The organism is Paraburkholderia sp. BR14320 (assembly GCF_040948665.1).
GTDB classification, from domain to species: domain Bacteria; phylum Pseudomonadota; class Gammaproteobacteria; order Burkholderiales; family Burkholderiaceae; genus Paraburkholderia; species Paraburkholderia youngii.
The window spans coordinates 63,301-79,532 of the sequence record NZ_JBFPKG010000038.1 but is presented as its reverse complement, the minus strand read 5'-3'; the positions used below and the strand labels follow the sequence as shown (position 1 = coordinate 79,532).

Here is a 16,232-nt window from a genome sequence, read left to right as displayed (position 1 = left end):
GTTCGAGACGACGGCTGGTGCGATTGCCGGCGTTGCGAGGTTCGGCGCACTCGTCGAGGTCGACGACGGCGAGTCGTTCGTCGGCTCGTTCGCGGGTTCGGTCGCAGCGGGCAGGGCAGGGGCGCGCGACGTCGGGTGCGTCGGCGGCGTTGCGGGCTCATCGGGCTGCGCGCATTCGCTCGCGATCTCCGGTGACGGCGCGCCGGACCACGGCGGCACGCTTGCGCTCGACGGTGCGGCGGTCTCGGTCTGCGGTGATTCCGCTGGCGCGGCCGCGCGTTGAGCCGCGGTGGGGCCGAGCTTGCTCTCCCACGGTACGAGCGTTTTGTCGATGACGATTTCGGCGACAGGCGCCAGGGCTTGCTGCGGTGTCGCTGAGTCGGCGGTCGCCGGTTCGACTGTTCGCTCGGATTCTTCACCCTGCGATGACGGGACGCTGTTGTCTGTCGCCGTCTGTGTCGGATCGTCTTCGATCGCCGGTACGTCTTCGTGCGTAGCGTCGTCCTGCAAGCTGGCTGCAAAGCGCTGGAACGGCGTCGCCGTCGCCGGCTCAGGTTGCGGCGCGCTAGCAGCAGGTTCCGCGGCGGCAGGCTCAGCCGAAGCGGATGCCGACGGCTCGACAACCGCGGGCATGCCGGTAACAGTGTCCGCGGACACGGGATCGGCCGGCGTCTCTGCGACAGACACGGGCTCTGCAATCGTGGATTCGACAGCCGCAGCCGTAAGCGGCGGATGAATGACCGGTGGTTCGGTCGGCCATTGCGCAACCGCTTCGTTGGCGCTCTCGACCGACGTATCCGACTCGACCACCTCTTGTTCAGCCGGCAACTCCGCAGGTGCCGCTTGTTGCTGCGACTGCGCCGGCGAGACCGTCTCGCTGTTTTCGACGGGCAGCACGTCATGCGGCGCCGGCGGCACATCGAACGTCGTCGACACCCGCTCCACATCGCCAACCTTTGCGCCATCGGCGCCACGGCTGCGCGCGAGGCTCACGCCGGCCATGTCGGTCCAGCGCGCGGTGTTTTCCGCGATGCTGCGCAGCGTCTCCTCGACGCTCGCCGGCGGCGCGACTGTCGACGCGTTCGCCATCGTTCGCGTGAAGTTCGGTGTAGGGCGGCGCACGGTCGATGGCAATGTGACGCCGTTGGCGCGCTGAGCCGCCGGGAACGGCTGACGCGGAGTCGCGCCGCGAGTGAGCGGCGCGCTACCGTCTGCCGGCCGTGGCAGCGACGACGGACGGCTGCCGCGGCCCGAAGCATTCATGGATCCCGCCGTCATGCCGATCCCAGCGCCCGACGCGGCGGACCGGCCCGCCATCGCCTGTGCCGCTCGCGCCGACACGCCGGACGCATTGGCGGCCGACGCCGCCAGCGCGGCGCTGGAGCCGAACGGCGCGGCCACGCGCTGTTCGCCGACCGCGCGCCGGCCGGCCTGCGCAGCGCCGTCACGAACCGACATGCCCGCTGCGGCGGATGCACCCAGCGATCCCGCCGCCGCCGTCGCCGCGCGCGGCTCTGTCGTGCGCAGCCAGCCGGCCGGCGCGACCGGCTCGGTCGGCACGAATGGTGCCGCGGACCGGTCCGGAGCTTTGTCCACCGGCGCCGCCTGCGTTGCGATCGACGCGGCCGGACGCGGCGGCGCGCTCGACCCGGTGCGCAACGCCGGCTCAATCTGCCTGGCCGGCCCACGCGCCGAGCCAGCCGACGCATCGGCGCGCCAGCTTGCGCCGGCGCCACGGGCGGCAGCCTCCTTGCTACCCGCGATGCCAGCCGCGGCACCGCCCGCAGCGGCGGCGCCCGCGCCGCGCCCCCTCGCGGGCGGACGCCATACCGTCGGCCGCGCGTAGCGACCCTTGCTGTTGCGCGGCGCCATCGTGTTGGTTGCGGGCGAAACATGCGACGACGCGCTGTCTTCGACGGTGCGGTGGCGGCGCGCATCCTCGTCGCGTTTCGCGAGTCCGCGCGACAGACCAAGGCCGAACGCGCCGTCGGCCCACGCGGCGACGTCGCTCCAGTGGAAGTCGATGAGCCATGGCAGGCTGATCAGGAGCAGCGCGAGCGCGGCGAGCGGCGTAGCGATATGGCCGACCAGATGCCCAAGCCCCGCGGCCAGCGCATGACCGAAACCGTTGACGCCGGCGATGCCGATCAGCGAGCCCTCGAGCGTGCAACTCGCGATCAGCACGCAGACGAAGCCGAGCCAAAGCCGGATCGTGCCGGGGCCGCGCAGACCCGCGCCGCCCGGCAGCATCGACTTCACGAGGCGCCACAAAAGAGGAATGAACCAGACGGCCGACCCGCCGAACCAGCCGAAAACTACCGTGTGCATACCAGACATCTACGAATGACGGAGCGCGCGAGAAGCGCAACCCGTCGAGTTTAAACGGCGCAGCGCGCGGCTTCGAAGGCCGGCGCGAGTCTCGAACGCGGCGCAAACTCGCATCATTTGTCGCTGCGATCGAACATCAGCGTGTCGCCGTTGTCGAGGATCAGCTGCATCTGCTGTGGCGCGCGCATCTGCACGCCGGTGCGCGCGATGCGCTCGAGCGCTTCGAGGAACGGCTTTTCGATGTCGCCGCCCGGCGACACGCAGGCCTTGCGCGTGCCGGCGAGGGTGCCGAAGCTCAGCTTGCCGTCCTTCAGCATGTACGAACCCATGAAACGGTTGCAGCCCGAAAAGCCGCTCGCATGGCGTCGGCCGGCTTCGGTCGACAACGTGAGCGTGAGCGGCTCCTGATCCTTCGACGGCACCTCGCGCACCGTGCCGTCGGCGTTCTTCCACGAGCTCAGCACCCAGCTGCTGTCGTCGAGCAGTTGCACGGCGGCGGGGTTGAACGGATCGGGCGGCGGCGCCGACGAATCCGGATGCTTCGGGATCGCGCAGGCACCGAGCAGCGCGGCGATGCTCAACGCGGCGACGGCCGTGCGCAGGCACGGAGTGATGCGCGCAAGACGTCGCGGGCGGGAGCGGGTGAGCATGGCGTCGTTCCTGTTCAAACTGGCGAAGGCGTAAGGGTAACGTACTAAGCTTGTCGAGCGCGAGCGATGCGCGCGGTGACGCGACCGCGGCTGCGAACGTCGACGCGGCGGCACGCTTGCGCCCGACCGCCACGGCCTCGCGAACGGCGCCCAGAGCGCACCCTGAACGCACCCTGAGCGCCGCGCGGCAAGGGGGCCGCATGTTAACATCGCGGTCTATCCAATCCCACCCTCATCCCGACTTTTTATCTGGAGTTCCCATGCAGATCGGCCAACGGATCGGCACCCCCCTTTCTGAATCAGCGACGCGCGTGATGCTGCTCGGCGCCGGCGAGCTCGGCAAGGAAGTGATCATCGCGCTGCAACGGCTGGGCGTCGAAGTGATCGCCGTCGACCGTTACCCGAACGCGCCGGGCCATCAGGTCGCGCATCGCGCGCACGTGATCGACATGACCGACCGCGCCGCGCTGCGCGCGCTGGTCGAGCAGGAGCGCCCGCATCTGATCGTCCCTGAAATCGAGGCGATCGCCACCGACGAGCTCGCCGCGATCGAAACCGAGGCGCTCGCCGAGGTGATCCCGACCGCCCGCGCCACCCAGCTGACGATGAACCGCGAAGGCATTCGCCGCCTCGCCGCCGAGGAGCTCGGCCTCGCGACCTCGCCGTACGCATTCGCCGATTCGCTCGACGAGCTGCGCGCGGGCATCGCGAAGGTCGGCTATCCGTGCGTCGTGAAGCCGGTGATGTCGTCGTCGGGCAAGGGGCAGTCCGTATTGCGCAGCGACGCCGACGTCGAACCTGCGTGGCAGTACGCGATGGCGGGCGGCCGCGTGAATTTCGGGCGCGTGATCGTCGAGGGTTTCATCGACTTCGAATATGAAATCACGCAGCTCACCGTGCGCGCGATCGATCCGGCGAGCGGCACGGTCAGCACATATTTCTGCGACCCGATCGGCCACGTGCAGGTCGCCGGCGACTATGTCGAATCGTGGCAGCCGCAGCCGATGAGCCCGCTCGCGCTCGAGCGTTCGCGCGAGATCGCGCACAAGGTGACGGCGGCGCTCGGCGGCCGCGGCCTATTTGGCGTGGAACTTTTCGTGCGCGGCGACGACGTATGGTTTTCGGAAGTCAGCCCGCGTCCGCACGACACGGGGCTCGTCACGCTGTGCTCGCAGCGCTTCTCGGAGTTCGAACTGCATGCGCGCGCGATTCTCGGCCTGCCGGTCGATACGTCGTTGCGTGCGCCGGGTGCGTCGGCGGTGATCTACGGTGGACGTGACGAAGCCGGCATCGCGTTCGAAGGCGTCGCGGCGGCACTCGCGGTACCCAACTCGGACCTGCGCCTGTTCGGCAAGCCGGAGAGCTTCGTCAAACGCCGCATGGGTGTCGCGCTCGCGACCGGCGAGAATATCGACGAAGCGCGCTCGCGTGCGAAGCAGGCCGCGGCGGCGGTTCGGCCGGTATCGGCGAAGTAACCGTCAGGCGGTGACGCGCGGCGTGGGCCGCATTCGTTTCTGGCTTAGCGCAGCAAAGAGATCGGAGCAGAGGATCGTATGGCGCTTGAATCGCGCAGCAATCCGTGGCGTGGCGCGCTTCGCCGGGTCGGCGCACTCGGCGTGGCGTTCGCGCTGTGTGCCTGTATCAGCGGCTGCGGGCTCGCGGCGGCGCCGTGCCGGGTCGCTTCGGCGGGACTGAAGATCGTGCCGGTAGTCGGGCACGTCGCCGCCGCGCCGACCGATGCGTGTGCCAACGTGATCGATCCTTGAAACGTCGTTGAGCTGTCCGTGAATTGCCGATGAGCTGCCCTGTAACCCGCCAGTAACCCGTCTGTGACCGGCGTGGCGGCCGGTATGCCTTCCTTGCCTGATCCCCCGCAACAATCGAGGTGTTCGATGAAGACATGGCGTGTTGCATTCCTCACGGCGGCAGCATCGATGGTGGCCTGGCTGGCGGCATCTTCCGGCGGCGCCTCGGCCGCGCCGTTGCAGTTCAAGCATATCGAAGGCAAGAACCACCAGACGCGCAAATACACGTGCGCGACCGGCAAGATCCTGCAGATCACCTACTGGAACGCGCAGAACGGCCAGAGCTTCGCCGTGCTGCCGGTGAAAGGCACCTCGATGCTGTTCGTCAGCACGGTCTCGGCGTCCGGCGTGAAGTATCAGGCCGGCAGCTATACGTGGTGGACCAAGGGTCCGCGCGCCAATCTATACGACCTGACGAGCGGCGAGAACGCGCCGCCGATTCTCTCCGACTGCGTCACGGTGATTCGCTGATTCATTGATCGGCGCATTCCTGCACGTCGTGTGGCGGCTTCGATCTCTGCCTCCGCCTGCTTCTTCCCGCGTCCGGCTTCCTGTCCCTCGCGCGCATCGTTTCCGTTCGAGTAGTAAGCTGTCCAGCATGGCGTTCGCCATGCCGTTTGCCATGCCGCGCGCGCGATGCGGTGTTTCGCGCGCAGCCGTCGTCGTCGTCTTCGATTGTCCGTCCCCCGAGTCATCAAGCGAGACCCTCAATGAAAGCATCGGACCTGTTCGTCAAATCGCTGGAAGCCGAAGGTGTCGAGTATGTGTTCGGCATCCCCGGTGAAGAAAATCTCGATCTGCTCGAGTCGCTGCGCCGCTCGAAAATCCGTCTGATCCTCACGCGCCACGAGCAGGCGGCCGGCTTCATGGCCGCCACCTACGGGCGGCTCACCGGCCGCACCGGAGTATGTCTGGCGACGCTCGGCCCCGGCGCGACCAACTTCGTGACCGCGGCCGCGTACGCGCAGCTGGGCGGCATGCCGATGCTGATGGTCACCGGCCAGAAGCCGATCAAGTCGAGCAAGCAGGGGCACTTCCAGATCGTCGACGTGGTGCGGATGATGGAGCCGCTCACCAAGTACACGCGGCAGATCGTGTCGATCGGCAATATTCCGGCGGCGGTGCGCGAGGCGGTGCGCCGCGCCGAGGAGGAGCGTCCGGGCGCCGCGCACCTCGAATTGCCCGAGGACGTCGCGCACGAGGAGGGCGACGGCAAGCCGATTCCGAAGAGCTACAGCCGCCGTCCGGTCGCCGAGGAGAAGGCGGTCGCGCGCGCGGTCGAGGCGATCACCGCCGCGAAACATCCGCTCCTGATGATCGGCGCGGGCGGCAACCGTAAGACCACGACGAAGATGCTGCGCGAGTTCGTCGACCAGATCGGCATTCCGTTTTTCACGACGCAGATGGGTAAGGGTGTGATCGACGAATCGCATCCGATGTGGCTCGGCAACGCGACGCTCTCCGACGGTGACTTCGTGCATCGCGCGATCGAGCACGCGGATTGCATCATCAACGTCGGTCACGACGTGATCGAAAAGCCGCCGTTTTTCATGCGCAGCGGCGAGGCGGGCGAGAAGACCGTGATCCACGTGAACTTCCTCGGCGCCGAAGTCGATCCGGTGTATTTCCCGCAGATCGAAGTGGTCGGCGATATCGCGAATGCGGTGTGGCAGCTCAAGGAGAGCCTGAAGACGCGTCAGGAACACTGGGACTTCACGCGCTTCAAGGAGATCAAAGAGCACTTCGAAGCGCATCTGGTGAAGGGCCAGCACGACGACCGCTTCCCGATGTACCCGGTGCGGATCGTCAACGACGTGTACGAGACCACGCCGGTCGACGGCATCGTGTGTCTGGATAACGGCATGTACAAGATCTGGTTCGCGCGCTACTACCGCGCGCACGAACCGAATTCGCTGCTGCTCGACAACGCGCTGGCGTCGATGGGCGCGGGCCTGCCGTCGGCGATCGCGAGCAAGATCGTACATCCGGAGCGCAAGGTGATCGCCGTGTGCGGCGACGGCGGCTTCATGATGAACTCGCAGGAGCTCGAAACGGCGGTACGCATGAAGCTCGACCTGGTGATCCTGATCCTGCGCGACGACGCGTTCGGCATGATCCGCTGGAAGCAGGAGAACATGAACTTCCCGGACTACGGCATGACGCTTGCGAACCCGGATTTCGTCGCCTACGCGCAGAGCTATGGTGCTCAGGGGCATCGGGTCGAGGCCGCCGAACAGTTCGCGCCGCTGTTGCGCGAGTGCTTCGTGACGCCCGGCGTGCACGTGATCGACGTGCCGATCGACTATTCGGACAACGAGCGTGTGCTCAATCGCGAGATCAAGCGACTGTCCGCGCGGCTTTGAGGCTCTATGCATCGACGCTTTGATTCGATTCAAGGAGAACGCGACATGTTGCAAAAGACCTATCCGTACTACCTCGCGAATGAGCCGGTGGCCGCGAACACCGACCTCGAAGTCACCGACAAATTCAGCGGCGAAGTCGCCACCCGCGTCGCGATGGCCGACGCGGCCGCGATCGACAAGGCGATCGGCCTCGCGGTCGATGCGATGCCCGCAATGCGCACGTACCCGCCGTTCAAGCGCCAGGCAGTGCTCGAACACTGCGTGAAGCGCTTTCGGGAGCGCTATGACGAACTGGCGCTCGCGCTGTGCATCGAGGCGGGCAAACCGATCAACGATTCGAAGGGCGAAGTCACGCGCCTGATCGATACGTTCAAGGTCGCCGCCGAGGAGAGCGTGCGAATCGACGGCGAGATCATCAATCTGCAGATTTCGCCGCGCGCGAACGGTTACCACGCGTACGTGAAGCGCGTGCCGATCGGGCCGTGCTCGTTCATCTCGCCGTTCAATTTTCCGTTGAACCTGACTGCGCATAAGGTCGCGCCCGCGATCGCGGCGGGCGTGCCATTCGTGCTGAAGCCGGCCAGCCGCACGCCGGTCGGCGCGCTGATCATGGGCGAAATTCTCGCGGAAACCGATCTGCCGAAGGGTGCGTTCTCGATTTTGCCCGCGCACCGCGACGGCGCCGACCTGTTTACGACCGACGAGCGCTTCAAGCTGCTGTCGTTCACCGGGTCGCCGGCGGTCGGCTGGGAGCTGAAGCGCAAAGCCGGCAAGAAGAAGGTGATTCTGGAGCTGGGCGGCAACGCGGCGGCGATCGTCGACGGCGATCAGGGCGGCAAGCTCGACTACGTGGTCGAGCGGCTCGCGTTCGGCGCGTTCTATCAGTCGGGGCAGAGCTGCATCGGCGTGCAGCGCATTCTCGCTCATGCGAGCGTCTACGACGCGCTGCGCGAGAAGCTGATCGCGAAGACGAAGTCGCTGGTGATGGGCGATCCGAAGAACGAAAAGACCTTCGTCGGGCCGATGATCTCCGAATCGGAGGCGAAGCGGCTCGCCGGCTGGATGGAGGGGGCGGTGCAGGCGGGCGCGCAGATCGTCGCGGGCGGCAAGGTCGACGGCGCGATGTTTGAGGCGACGCTGCTCGAAGGCGTGAAGCGCGACACCGATCTGTATCGCAAGGAGGCGTTCGGGCCGGTCGCTATCCTCGAGCGCTTCAACGATTTCGAAGCGGCGCTCGCGCAGGTCAACGACAGCGACTTCGGCCTGCAGGCCGGCGTGTTCACCGATTCGCTCGCGCATGCGCATCGCGCCTGGGATGCGCTCGAAGTGGGCGGGGTCGTGATCAACGACGTGCCATCGTTTCGCGTCGACAACATGCCGTATGGCGGCGTCAAGGATTCGGGTCTTGGGCGCGAAGGCGTGCGCTACGCGATCGAGGATATGACCGAGCTGCGGCTGATGGTGATGCGCGAGACGTGGTGAGCGGTCGATCTGACGCGGGCAGGGCGGGGGGGGCGGCTGACGAACGCCGCGCGCCGCCCGCCCAGGCGCGCGGCTGTCATGCCACTGTCGTCTGTGCGCACTACGCTGCGACCGGAGCAACGGCCGCGAGCGGCCGGCCGGCCTTCGCGAGCGTTTTTGCTGAAGTGCTACAATACTGGGCTTTCGGCGGGTGTTTCCGCCAACCGGAGCCGGCCGCATTAACCGAACTCAGACGGGTCTCGCGCGGAACGACGTGGCTCCGCCTTCATCCTGATGCCCTCCGCGGCTCCGACCGCTGCCGCGCGCATCCGCGCCACGCGCCTTTTTAGCGAAAGCCACCATGTCCGACACAGCCGTCACGCCCAGCACCGAGACTTTTGATCAATTCGGCCTCGCGCCCGACATCCTGAAGGCCATCAAGGAATCGGGCTACACGTCGCCAACGCCGATCCAGGCGAAGGCGATCCCGGTCGTGCTGGCGGGTCGTGACGTGATGGGCGCCGCGCAGACCGGCACCGGCAAGACCGCGAGCTTCTCGCTGCCGATCATCCAGCGTCTGCTGCCGCAAGCCAATACGAGCGCGTCGCCGGCACGCCATCCGGTGCGTGCGCTGATCCTCACGCCGACCCGCGAACTCGCCGACCAGGTGGCCGCGAACGTGCAGGCCTATGCGAAGCACACGACACTGCGTAGCGCGGTCGTGTTCGGCGGCGTCGATATGAATCCGCAGTCGGAGCAGCTGCGCCGCGGCGTCGAAATCCTGATCGCGACGCCGGGCCGTCTGCTCGATCACGTGCAACAGAAAACCGCGAATCTGGGCCAGGTGCAGATGCTCGTGCTCGACGAAGCCGACCGCATGCTCGACATGGGCTTCCTGCCCGACCTGCAGCGCATCCTGAACCTGCTGCCGAAAGAGCGCCAGACGCTGCTCTTCTCCGCGACGTTCTCGGGCGAAATCAAGAAGCTCGCCGCAACCTATCTGCGCAACCCGCAGACCATCGAAGTCGCGCGCAGCAACTCGACCGCGACCAATGTCACGCAGATCGTCTACGAAGTCGCCGAGGGCGACAAGACCGGCGCGGTCGTGCAACTGATCCGCGAGCGCGGCCTGAAGCAGGTGATCGTGTTCTGCAACAGCAAGATCGGCGCGAGCCGGCTAGCGCGCAGCCTCGAACGGGATGGAGTGGTCGCGACGGCGATTCACGGCGACCGCTCGCAAAGCGAGCGCATGCAGGCGCTCGACGCATTCAAGCGCGGCGAAGTCGAGGCGCTGGTCGCGACCGATGTCGCCGCGCGCGGTCTCGACATCGCCGAACTGCCGGCGGTGATCAACTTCGACCTGCCGTTCAACGCCGAAGACTACGTGCACCGGATCGGCCGGACGGGCCGCGCGGGCGCATCGGGCGACGCGCTGTCGCTGTGCAGCCCGAACGAGCGCAAGCAACTGGCCGACATCGAGAAGCTGATCAAGCGCCCGCTCGACCTGCAGCGCCTGACCGTCGAGGCGCCGGTGCGCCATCATCACGATGATCGTTCGCTGCGCCGCGAGCGCAGCGAATCGCGCGACGAGCGCAGCCGCCGCCGCACGGGCGGGGCGTCGGGTTCGTATGACCGTCCGCATCATCATCGCGCGCAACCGATCGACGATTTCTTCCTGAAGCCGTACGAGCCGTCGCCGGCATCGGCGCACAAGGTCGAGGAGACGGCCGCGCCGCAAAAGGCAGCGCCGAAGCGGCAACTGGCCGCGTTGCTCGGTGGCTTCGGAATGCCGAGGAAGACGCCCTCGTCGTCGTAAGGCGGGCTGTCGGATTCAGAGCTCGGGGTGCAACGCCCCGAGCGCAAAAGCGGTGGGGCCGCGCGTTTTGATGTTTCGGAGAACGCAGCAGGCTCCACGCATAAGCATCATCTCGATGCGCTAATGTTCATCCGTTTTGCCCAGGCCGCGGTCGCGGCGCTGTAGAACTGCTCCAGCGTCGCACGCGGCTCGCTTCCCAGCTCCAGTCCCAGATGCCGTGCCGCCGCGCCTAATGCTTCGAGCGGCTTGTCGCTATCGAGCGCGGTCGCGCCGTTCTGTTTGCTCAGCTTCTCGCCGTGCTCGTTCGTGACGACCGGCACATGCAGATATTCGGGCGTCGCCACGCCCAGACAACGCTGCAGATAAATCTGCCGCGCCGTCGAATCCATCAGATCCGCGCCGCGCACGATGTGCGTGATGCCCGCGTCGGCATCGTCCACCACCACCGCCAGCTGATACGCCCATTGATCGTCCGCGCGGCGCAGCACGAAATCGCCGACCTCGGTCGCGAGGTTTTGCGTCTGCGGACCCTGCCAGCGGTCGTCGAACGTGATCACGGCCGCGTCGCCGTCGGGCACGCGCAGGCGCCACGCGCGCGCCGGCTTGCCGTGCAGACCGGTGCGGCAGGTGCCGGGGTAGGCGAGCGTGGTGTTGCGCGCGTGCGCGTGCAATAGCGAATCGGCGATTTCCTTGCGCGTGCAGCCGCACGGATAGACGAGACCGGTCGATTTCAACCGCTCAAGCGCCTGCTGATAGTGCGCGATACGCTGGCTTTGCCAGACCGGCGTTTCGTCGGCGCGCATGCCGAAGCGTTCGAGGGTCGCGAGGATGTCCTCGGCGGCACCGGGCACCGTGCGCGGTCCGTCGATATCTTCGACACGCACCAGCCACGCGCCGCGCTGCGCGCGCGCGTCGAGCCAGCTCGCGAGCGCGCTGACCAGCGAGCCGAAATGCAGCGGGCCGGTCGGCGAGGGTGCGAAGCGTCCGCGATAGGTCATGGCGTGGGGACGTCAGGCGGGGCGCCCGCGCCGCGAGGCACCCCGGCTGTCATTACGCGGCGCACGCGGCCTTGCTGTCCGGATGGCACGCCGGGCAGGTCTTGCCCGCGACGTACATCGGCGATTGCTGTTGCTCGGGCGTGACTACCGCGCGGCAGCCGAAGCATTGCGCGGTCGCGGTCGGTTCGAGTTGCGGATTCAGCGCGGTGCGATAGTCGAACACGAAGCAGTCGCCGTGATAATGCGCGCCGCCCACTTCCTCGAAGTATTTGAGGATGCCGCCTTCGAGCTGGTACACGTTCTCGATGCCGACGTCCTTCATATGGATCGCGGCCTTCTCGCAGCGGATGCCGCCCGTGCAGAACGACACGACCGTCTTGCCTTCGAGGTCGGCGCGGTTATTCTCGATCACCTCGGGGAATTCGCTGAACTTCGTGATCCGATAGTCGAGCGCGTTGTCGAACGTGCCGACGTCGACTTCGAACGCGTTGCGCGTGTCGAGCATCACGACCGGACGGCCTTCGTCGTCGTGACCGCGGTCGAGCCAGGTCTTCAGTGTGGGCGCGTCGACGAACGGCGCGCGGCCGAGCTCGGGGCGGATCGCCGGCTTTTTCATCGTGATGATTTCGCGCTTGAGCTTGACCAGCATGCGCGTAAACGGCTGCTTGTCCGACAGGCTTTCCTTGAACTGCAGATTCGCGAACTTGCCTTCGAACAGCGCGTCGTGGCGGATGTAGTCGATGAACGCGTCGGTGTTCTCGCGCGTGCCGGCGATGAACAGGTTGATGCCTTCCGGCGCGAGCAGGATAGTGCCGCGCAGGCCGAGCGCATTGCAGCGTTCGGTGACGAATGGGCGCCAGGCGGCGGTGTCTTCGATGGTCGCGAATTGATACGCGGCGAGGTTGACGATACTCATGTGTGTTCTGCGGTAAAGATGGCCAGCGTGGCAAAGGGCGGCGGGCCGTGCCGCCGCTGTCGCGCCCCCCGTATAAGACCCGGGGTTTGGCGCGCGGTTTCGCGCGCGTTTGCCGCGTATTTGCCAGTTGAATGGCGAGGCCGAAACAGGCGAAACCTCTATTATCCCTCAACCGGGGATTTTCCCCGGCCTGGCCGAATGGCTAATGGGTTGCGCTAGCGCAAACAACGCTCTCGCCGACCTCGTCCTGGCCGGATGGCCAACGCGCCGTTTTGACCTGAAATCTGCGGAAGGGTGGGGTTACAATGTCGCCCATGTCAGATCCCCGCTTCGTCCATCTCCGCGTTCACTCCGAATTCTCGATTGCCGACGGCATCGTGCGTCTCGACGACATCGTCGCGGCGGCGGCCAAAGACGGTCAGGGCGCGCTCGCGCTCACCGACCTCGGCAACGCGTTCGGCCTCGTCCGTTTCTACAAGGAAGCGCGTGGCAAAGGGGTCAAACCCATTGCCGGCTGCGACGTCTGGATCACCAATCCGGACGACCGCGACAAGCCTTCCCGTCTGCTGCTGCTGGTCAAAGACCGCCGCGGTTACCTGAACCTTTGCGAATTGCTCAGCAAGGCCTCGCTGACGAACCAGTATCGCGGCCGTGCGGAAATCGAAGCCGGCTGGCTCGAAACCGGGTTGGGCGAAGGGTTGCTCGCGCTGTCGGGCGCACAGCAGGGCGACATCGGTCTTGCGCTCGCGGCGGGCAACGAAGAGGCGGCGAAGCGCAATGCACGGCATTGGGCGAAGGTGTTTCCGGGCGGCTTTTATATCGAGCTGCAGCGCTACGGTCAGCCTGGCGGCGAGCAGTACGTGCAGCAGGCGGTCGCGCTCGCGGCATCGCTGAAACTGCCGGTCGTCGCGACGCACCCGATGCAGTTCATGACGCCGGACGACTTCACCGCGCACGAAGCGCGCGTGTGTATTTCCGAAGGCGATATTCTTGCGAATCCGCGTCGCCAGAAGCGCTTCACGGCCGAGCAGTACTTCCGCACGCAACAGGAAATGGCCACGCTGTTCGCGGACATTCCTTCGGCGCTCGCGAACACGGTGCAGATCGCGAGGCGCTGCAATCTGACGCTCGAACTCGGCAAGCCGAAGCTGCCGCTCTTTCCGACGCCCGACGGCATGTCGCTCGACGACTACCTGGTGCAGCTGTCGAAAGAAGGCCTCGAAAAGCGGCTCGAACAGCTGTACCCGGACGAGGCCGAGCGCGACGCGCAGCGCGCGACGTACTACCAGCGCCTCGAATTCGAGTGCGGCACGATCATCAAGATGGGCTTTCCGGGCTACTTCCTGATCGTTGCAGACTTCATCAACTGGGCGAAGAACAACGGCGTGCCGGTCGGTCCTGGCCGCGGTTCGGGCGCGGGTTCGCTGGTCGCCTATGCGCTCGGCGTGACCGATCTCGATCCGCTGCGCTACAACCTGCTGTTCGAACGTTTCCTGAATCCGGAGCGGGTGTCGATGCCCGACTTCGATATCGACTTCTGCCAGCACGGCCGCGATCGCGTGATCCAGTACGTGAAGGAAAAGTACGGTGCGAACGCGGTGTCGCAGATCGCGACGTTCGGCACGATGGCGGCGAAGGCGGCGGTGCGCGACATCGGCCGCGTGCTCGATCTCGGCTACATGTTCACGGACGGCGTCGCGAAACTGATCCCGTTCAAGCCGGGCAAGCACGTGACCATCGCCGACGCGATGAAGGAAGAGCCGCTATTGCAGGAGCGCTTCGACAACGAAGACGAAGTGCACCAGCTGCTCGAACTCGCGCAGCGCGTAGAGGGCTTGACGCGTAACGTCGGTATGCACGCGGGCGGCGTGCTGATCGCGCCCGGCAAGCTGACCGATTTCTGCCCGCTTTACACGCAAGGCGACGACAGCGGCGTCGTCAGCCAGTACGACAAGGACGACGTCGAGGCGGTCGGCCTCGTGAAGTTCGACTTTCTGGGCCTGACCACGCTGACCATTCTGGATTGGGCCGAGCGCTATATCCGCCGGCTCGATCCGTCGAAGCAGGACTGGTCGCTAGGCCAGGTGCCGCTCGACGACCCCGCGTCGTTCTCGATCCTGAAGAAAGCGAACACGGTCGCCGTGTTCCAGCTGGAAAGCCGCGGCATGCAGGGCATGCTGAAGGACGCGCAGCCCGACCGCTTCGAAGACATCATCGCGCTCGTCGCGTTGTACCGCCCGGGTCCGATGGACCTGATCCCGAGCTTCTGCGCGCGTAAGCACGGCCGCGAGGTGGTGGAATATCCCGACCCGCGCGTCGAACCTGTTCTGAAAGAGACCTACGGCATCATGGTCTACCAGGAGCAGGTGATGCAGATGGCGCAGATCATTGGCGGCTACTCGCTGGGCGGCGCCGACCTGCTGCGTCGCGCGATGGGTAAGAAAAAGCCCGAGGAGATGGCCCAGCACCGCGAGATTTTCGCGGAAGGCGCGGCCAGGAACGGCCTCACGCGCGAGAAGTCCGACGAAATCTTCGACCTGATGGAGAAGTTCGCGGGCTACGGCTTCAACAAGTCGCACGCGGCCGCCTACGCGCTGCTCGCGTACTACACCGCGTGGCTGAAGGCGCACCATCCGGCCGAATTCATGGCGGCCAACATGTCGCTCGCGATGGACGACACGGACAAGGTCAAGATCCTGTTCGAAGACTGTCTCGCGAACAAGATGGCCGTGCTGCCGCCGGACGTGAACCTGTCCGCGTATCGCTTCGAGCCGGTCGCCGAAGCCGACGGCAAGCGCTCGCGCACGATCCGCTATGGTCTGGGCGCGATCAAGGGGAGCGGCCAGAACGCGATCGAAGAAATCCTGCGCGCGCGCGAGGACGGCCGCTTCATCGACATCTTCGATTTCTGCAATCGCGTCGACCGGCGCATCGTCAATCGACGCACTATCGAAGCGCTGATTCGCGCCGGCGCGTTCGACACATTGCATCCGAACCGCGCGCAGCTGATCGCCTCGGTGTCGCTGGCGATGGAAGCGGCCGAGCAGGCAGCGGCCAATGCGCTGCAGGCGGGTCTGTTCGACATGGGCGACGCGCCGTCGCAAGGCCACGAACTCGTCGACGAACCCGAGTGGCCGGAAAAGCGCAAGCTGCAGGAAGAAAAGGCCGCGCTCGGTTTCTACCTGTCGGGCCATCTGTTCGATGCCTACAAGGACGAAGTGCGCCGTTTCGTGCGCCAGAAGATCGGCGAGCTGAAGGAAGGGCGCGACAAGCTGGTTGCGGGCGTGATCGTGTCGCTGCGCACGCAGATGACCCAGCGCGGCAAGATGCTGATCGCGCTGCTCGACGACGGCACCGGTCAGTGCGAAGTGACGGTCTTCAACGAGGTCTTCGAAGAACACAAGCAGCTGTTCAAGGAAGACGAACTGCTGATCGTGCAGGGCCAGGCGCGTAACGACGCGTTTACGGGCGGCATCCGCTTCACCGTCGAAACGGTGATGGATCTCGGCCGCGCACGCTGCCGCTACGCGGACTCGCTGAAGGTGCAGATGAACGGCAACGCTAACGCGCAGGCATTGCGCCGGGTGCTCGAAGCTCACACCGCCGGCAAGGACGAGCAAGCCGCACCGGCGGCCGCCACACGTGGCAACGGCGGCGGCAATGGCGGTGGGCGTGGCGGCTTCGGCGGCGATGGCGGCCGTCAGCGTCAGGCGGTGCAGATTCCGAATGGGCTCGCGGTGCAGGTGGTTTATCGCAGCGAGCATGCGCAAGGCGAAATGCGTCTGGGCGACGCGTGGCGCGTGAAGCCGACCGACGAACTGCTCGCCGCGCTGCGCGGCGAGTTTGCGGGAAGCTCGATCGAGATCGTGTATTGAGCGAGGTCGGCGGTGTGGAT

General features: G+C 66.2%; 10 protein-coding genes and 1 pseudogene. 7 read left to right on the top strand and 4 right to left on the bottom strand.

Going from position 1 to position 16,232, the window contains the following annotated elements; all coding sequences use genetic code 11:
* Window positions 1-2,328 (bottom strand): annotated as a pseudogene (locus AB3X89_RS28300) (cell division protein FtsK); the annotation flags it as partial.
* A gap of 113 nt (window positions 2,329-2,441) precedes the next feature.
* Window positions 2,442-2,978, bottom strand: coding sequence for an META domain-containing protein (locus tag AB3X89_RS28295; protein WP_368586233.1), 537 nt, complete (start codon window positions 2,976-2,978; stop codon window positions 2,442-2,444).
* 260 nt (window positions 2,979-3,238) lie between these two features.
* On the opposite strand from AB3X89_RS28295, the gene purT reads away from it, so the two are divergent.
* From purT to AB3X89_RS28265, 6 genes are all read left to right on the top strand, one after another.
* Window positions 3,239-4,453, top strand: a complete 1,215-nt coding sequence (purT, locus tag AB3X89_RS28290; RefSeq protein WP_368586232.1) for a formate-dependent phosphoribosylglycinamide formyltransferase — start codon at window positions 3,239-3,241, stop codon at window positions 4,451-4,453.
* Window positions 4,454-4,531: 78 nt separating this feature from the next.
* Window positions 4,532-4,744, top strand: coding sequence for a DUF6726 family protein (locus tag AB3X89_RS28285; protein WP_368586231.1), 213 nt, complete (start codon window positions 4,532-4,534; stop codon window positions 4,742-4,744).
* 126 nt (window positions 4,745-4,870) lie between these two features.
* The gene (locus AB3X89_RS28280) at window positions 4,871-5,254 is read left to right on the top strand and encodes an MliC family protein (protein WP_368586230.1); all 384 of its coding nucleotides are present in this window, start codon (window positions 4,871-4,873) and stop codon (window positions 5,252-5,254) included.
* Between the two features lie 239 nt (window positions 5,255-5,493).
* Entirely contained in the window at window positions 5,494-7,146 is a 1,653-nt protein-coding gene (locus AB3X89_RS28275) for an acetolactate synthase large subunit (RefSeq protein ID WP_368586229.1), read from the top strand.
* Between the two features lie 45 nt (window positions 7,147-7,191).
* Window positions 7,192-8,628 (top strand): aldehyde dehydrogenase family protein, encoded by a 1,437-nt coding sequence (locus AB3X89_RS28270; protein ID WP_368586228.1) that lies wholly within the window; start codon window positions 7,192-7,194, stop codon window positions 8,626-8,628.
* A 340-nt stretch (window positions 8,629-8,968) separates the two neighbouring features.
* Window positions 8,969-10,423 carry a DEAD/DEAH box helicase gene (locus AB3X89_RS28265; protein ID WP_368586227.1) on the top strand — a complete coding sequence of 485 codons (1,455 nt, stop codon included), beginning with the start codon at window positions 8,969-8,971 and terminating at the stop codon, window positions 10,421-10,423.
* Window positions 10,424-10,530: 107 nt separating this feature from the next.
* On the opposite strand, the gene gluQRS is transcribed toward AB3X89_RS28265, so the two are convergent.
* Both gluQRS and AB3X89_RS28255 read right to left on the bottom strand, forming a co-directional pair.
* Entirely contained in the window at window positions 10,531-11,421 is an 891-nt protein-coding gene (gene gluQRS, locus AB3X89_RS28260; RefSeq protein ID WP_368586226.1) for a tRNA glutamyl-Q(34) synthetase GluQRS, read from the bottom strand.
* Between the two features lie 52 nt (window positions 11,422-11,473).
* Complete coding sequence (locus tag AB3X89_RS28255; protein WP_018431567.1) at window positions 11,474-12,337, bottom strand: sulfurtransferase; 864 nt, start codon at window positions 12,335-12,337, stop codon at window positions 11,474-11,476.
* 305 nt (window positions 12,338-12,642) lie between these two features.
* Between AB3X89_RS28255 and dnaE the strand changes: the two genes are divergently transcribed.
* Window positions 12,643-16,212 carry a DNA polymerase III subunit alpha gene (dnaE, locus tag AB3X89_RS28250; protein ID WP_368586225.1) on the top strand — a complete coding sequence of 1,190 codons (3,570 nt, stop codon included), beginning with the start codon at window positions 12,643-12,645 and terminating at the stop codon, window positions 16,210-16,212.
* Window positions 16,213-16,232 lie beyond the last annotated feature (20 nt).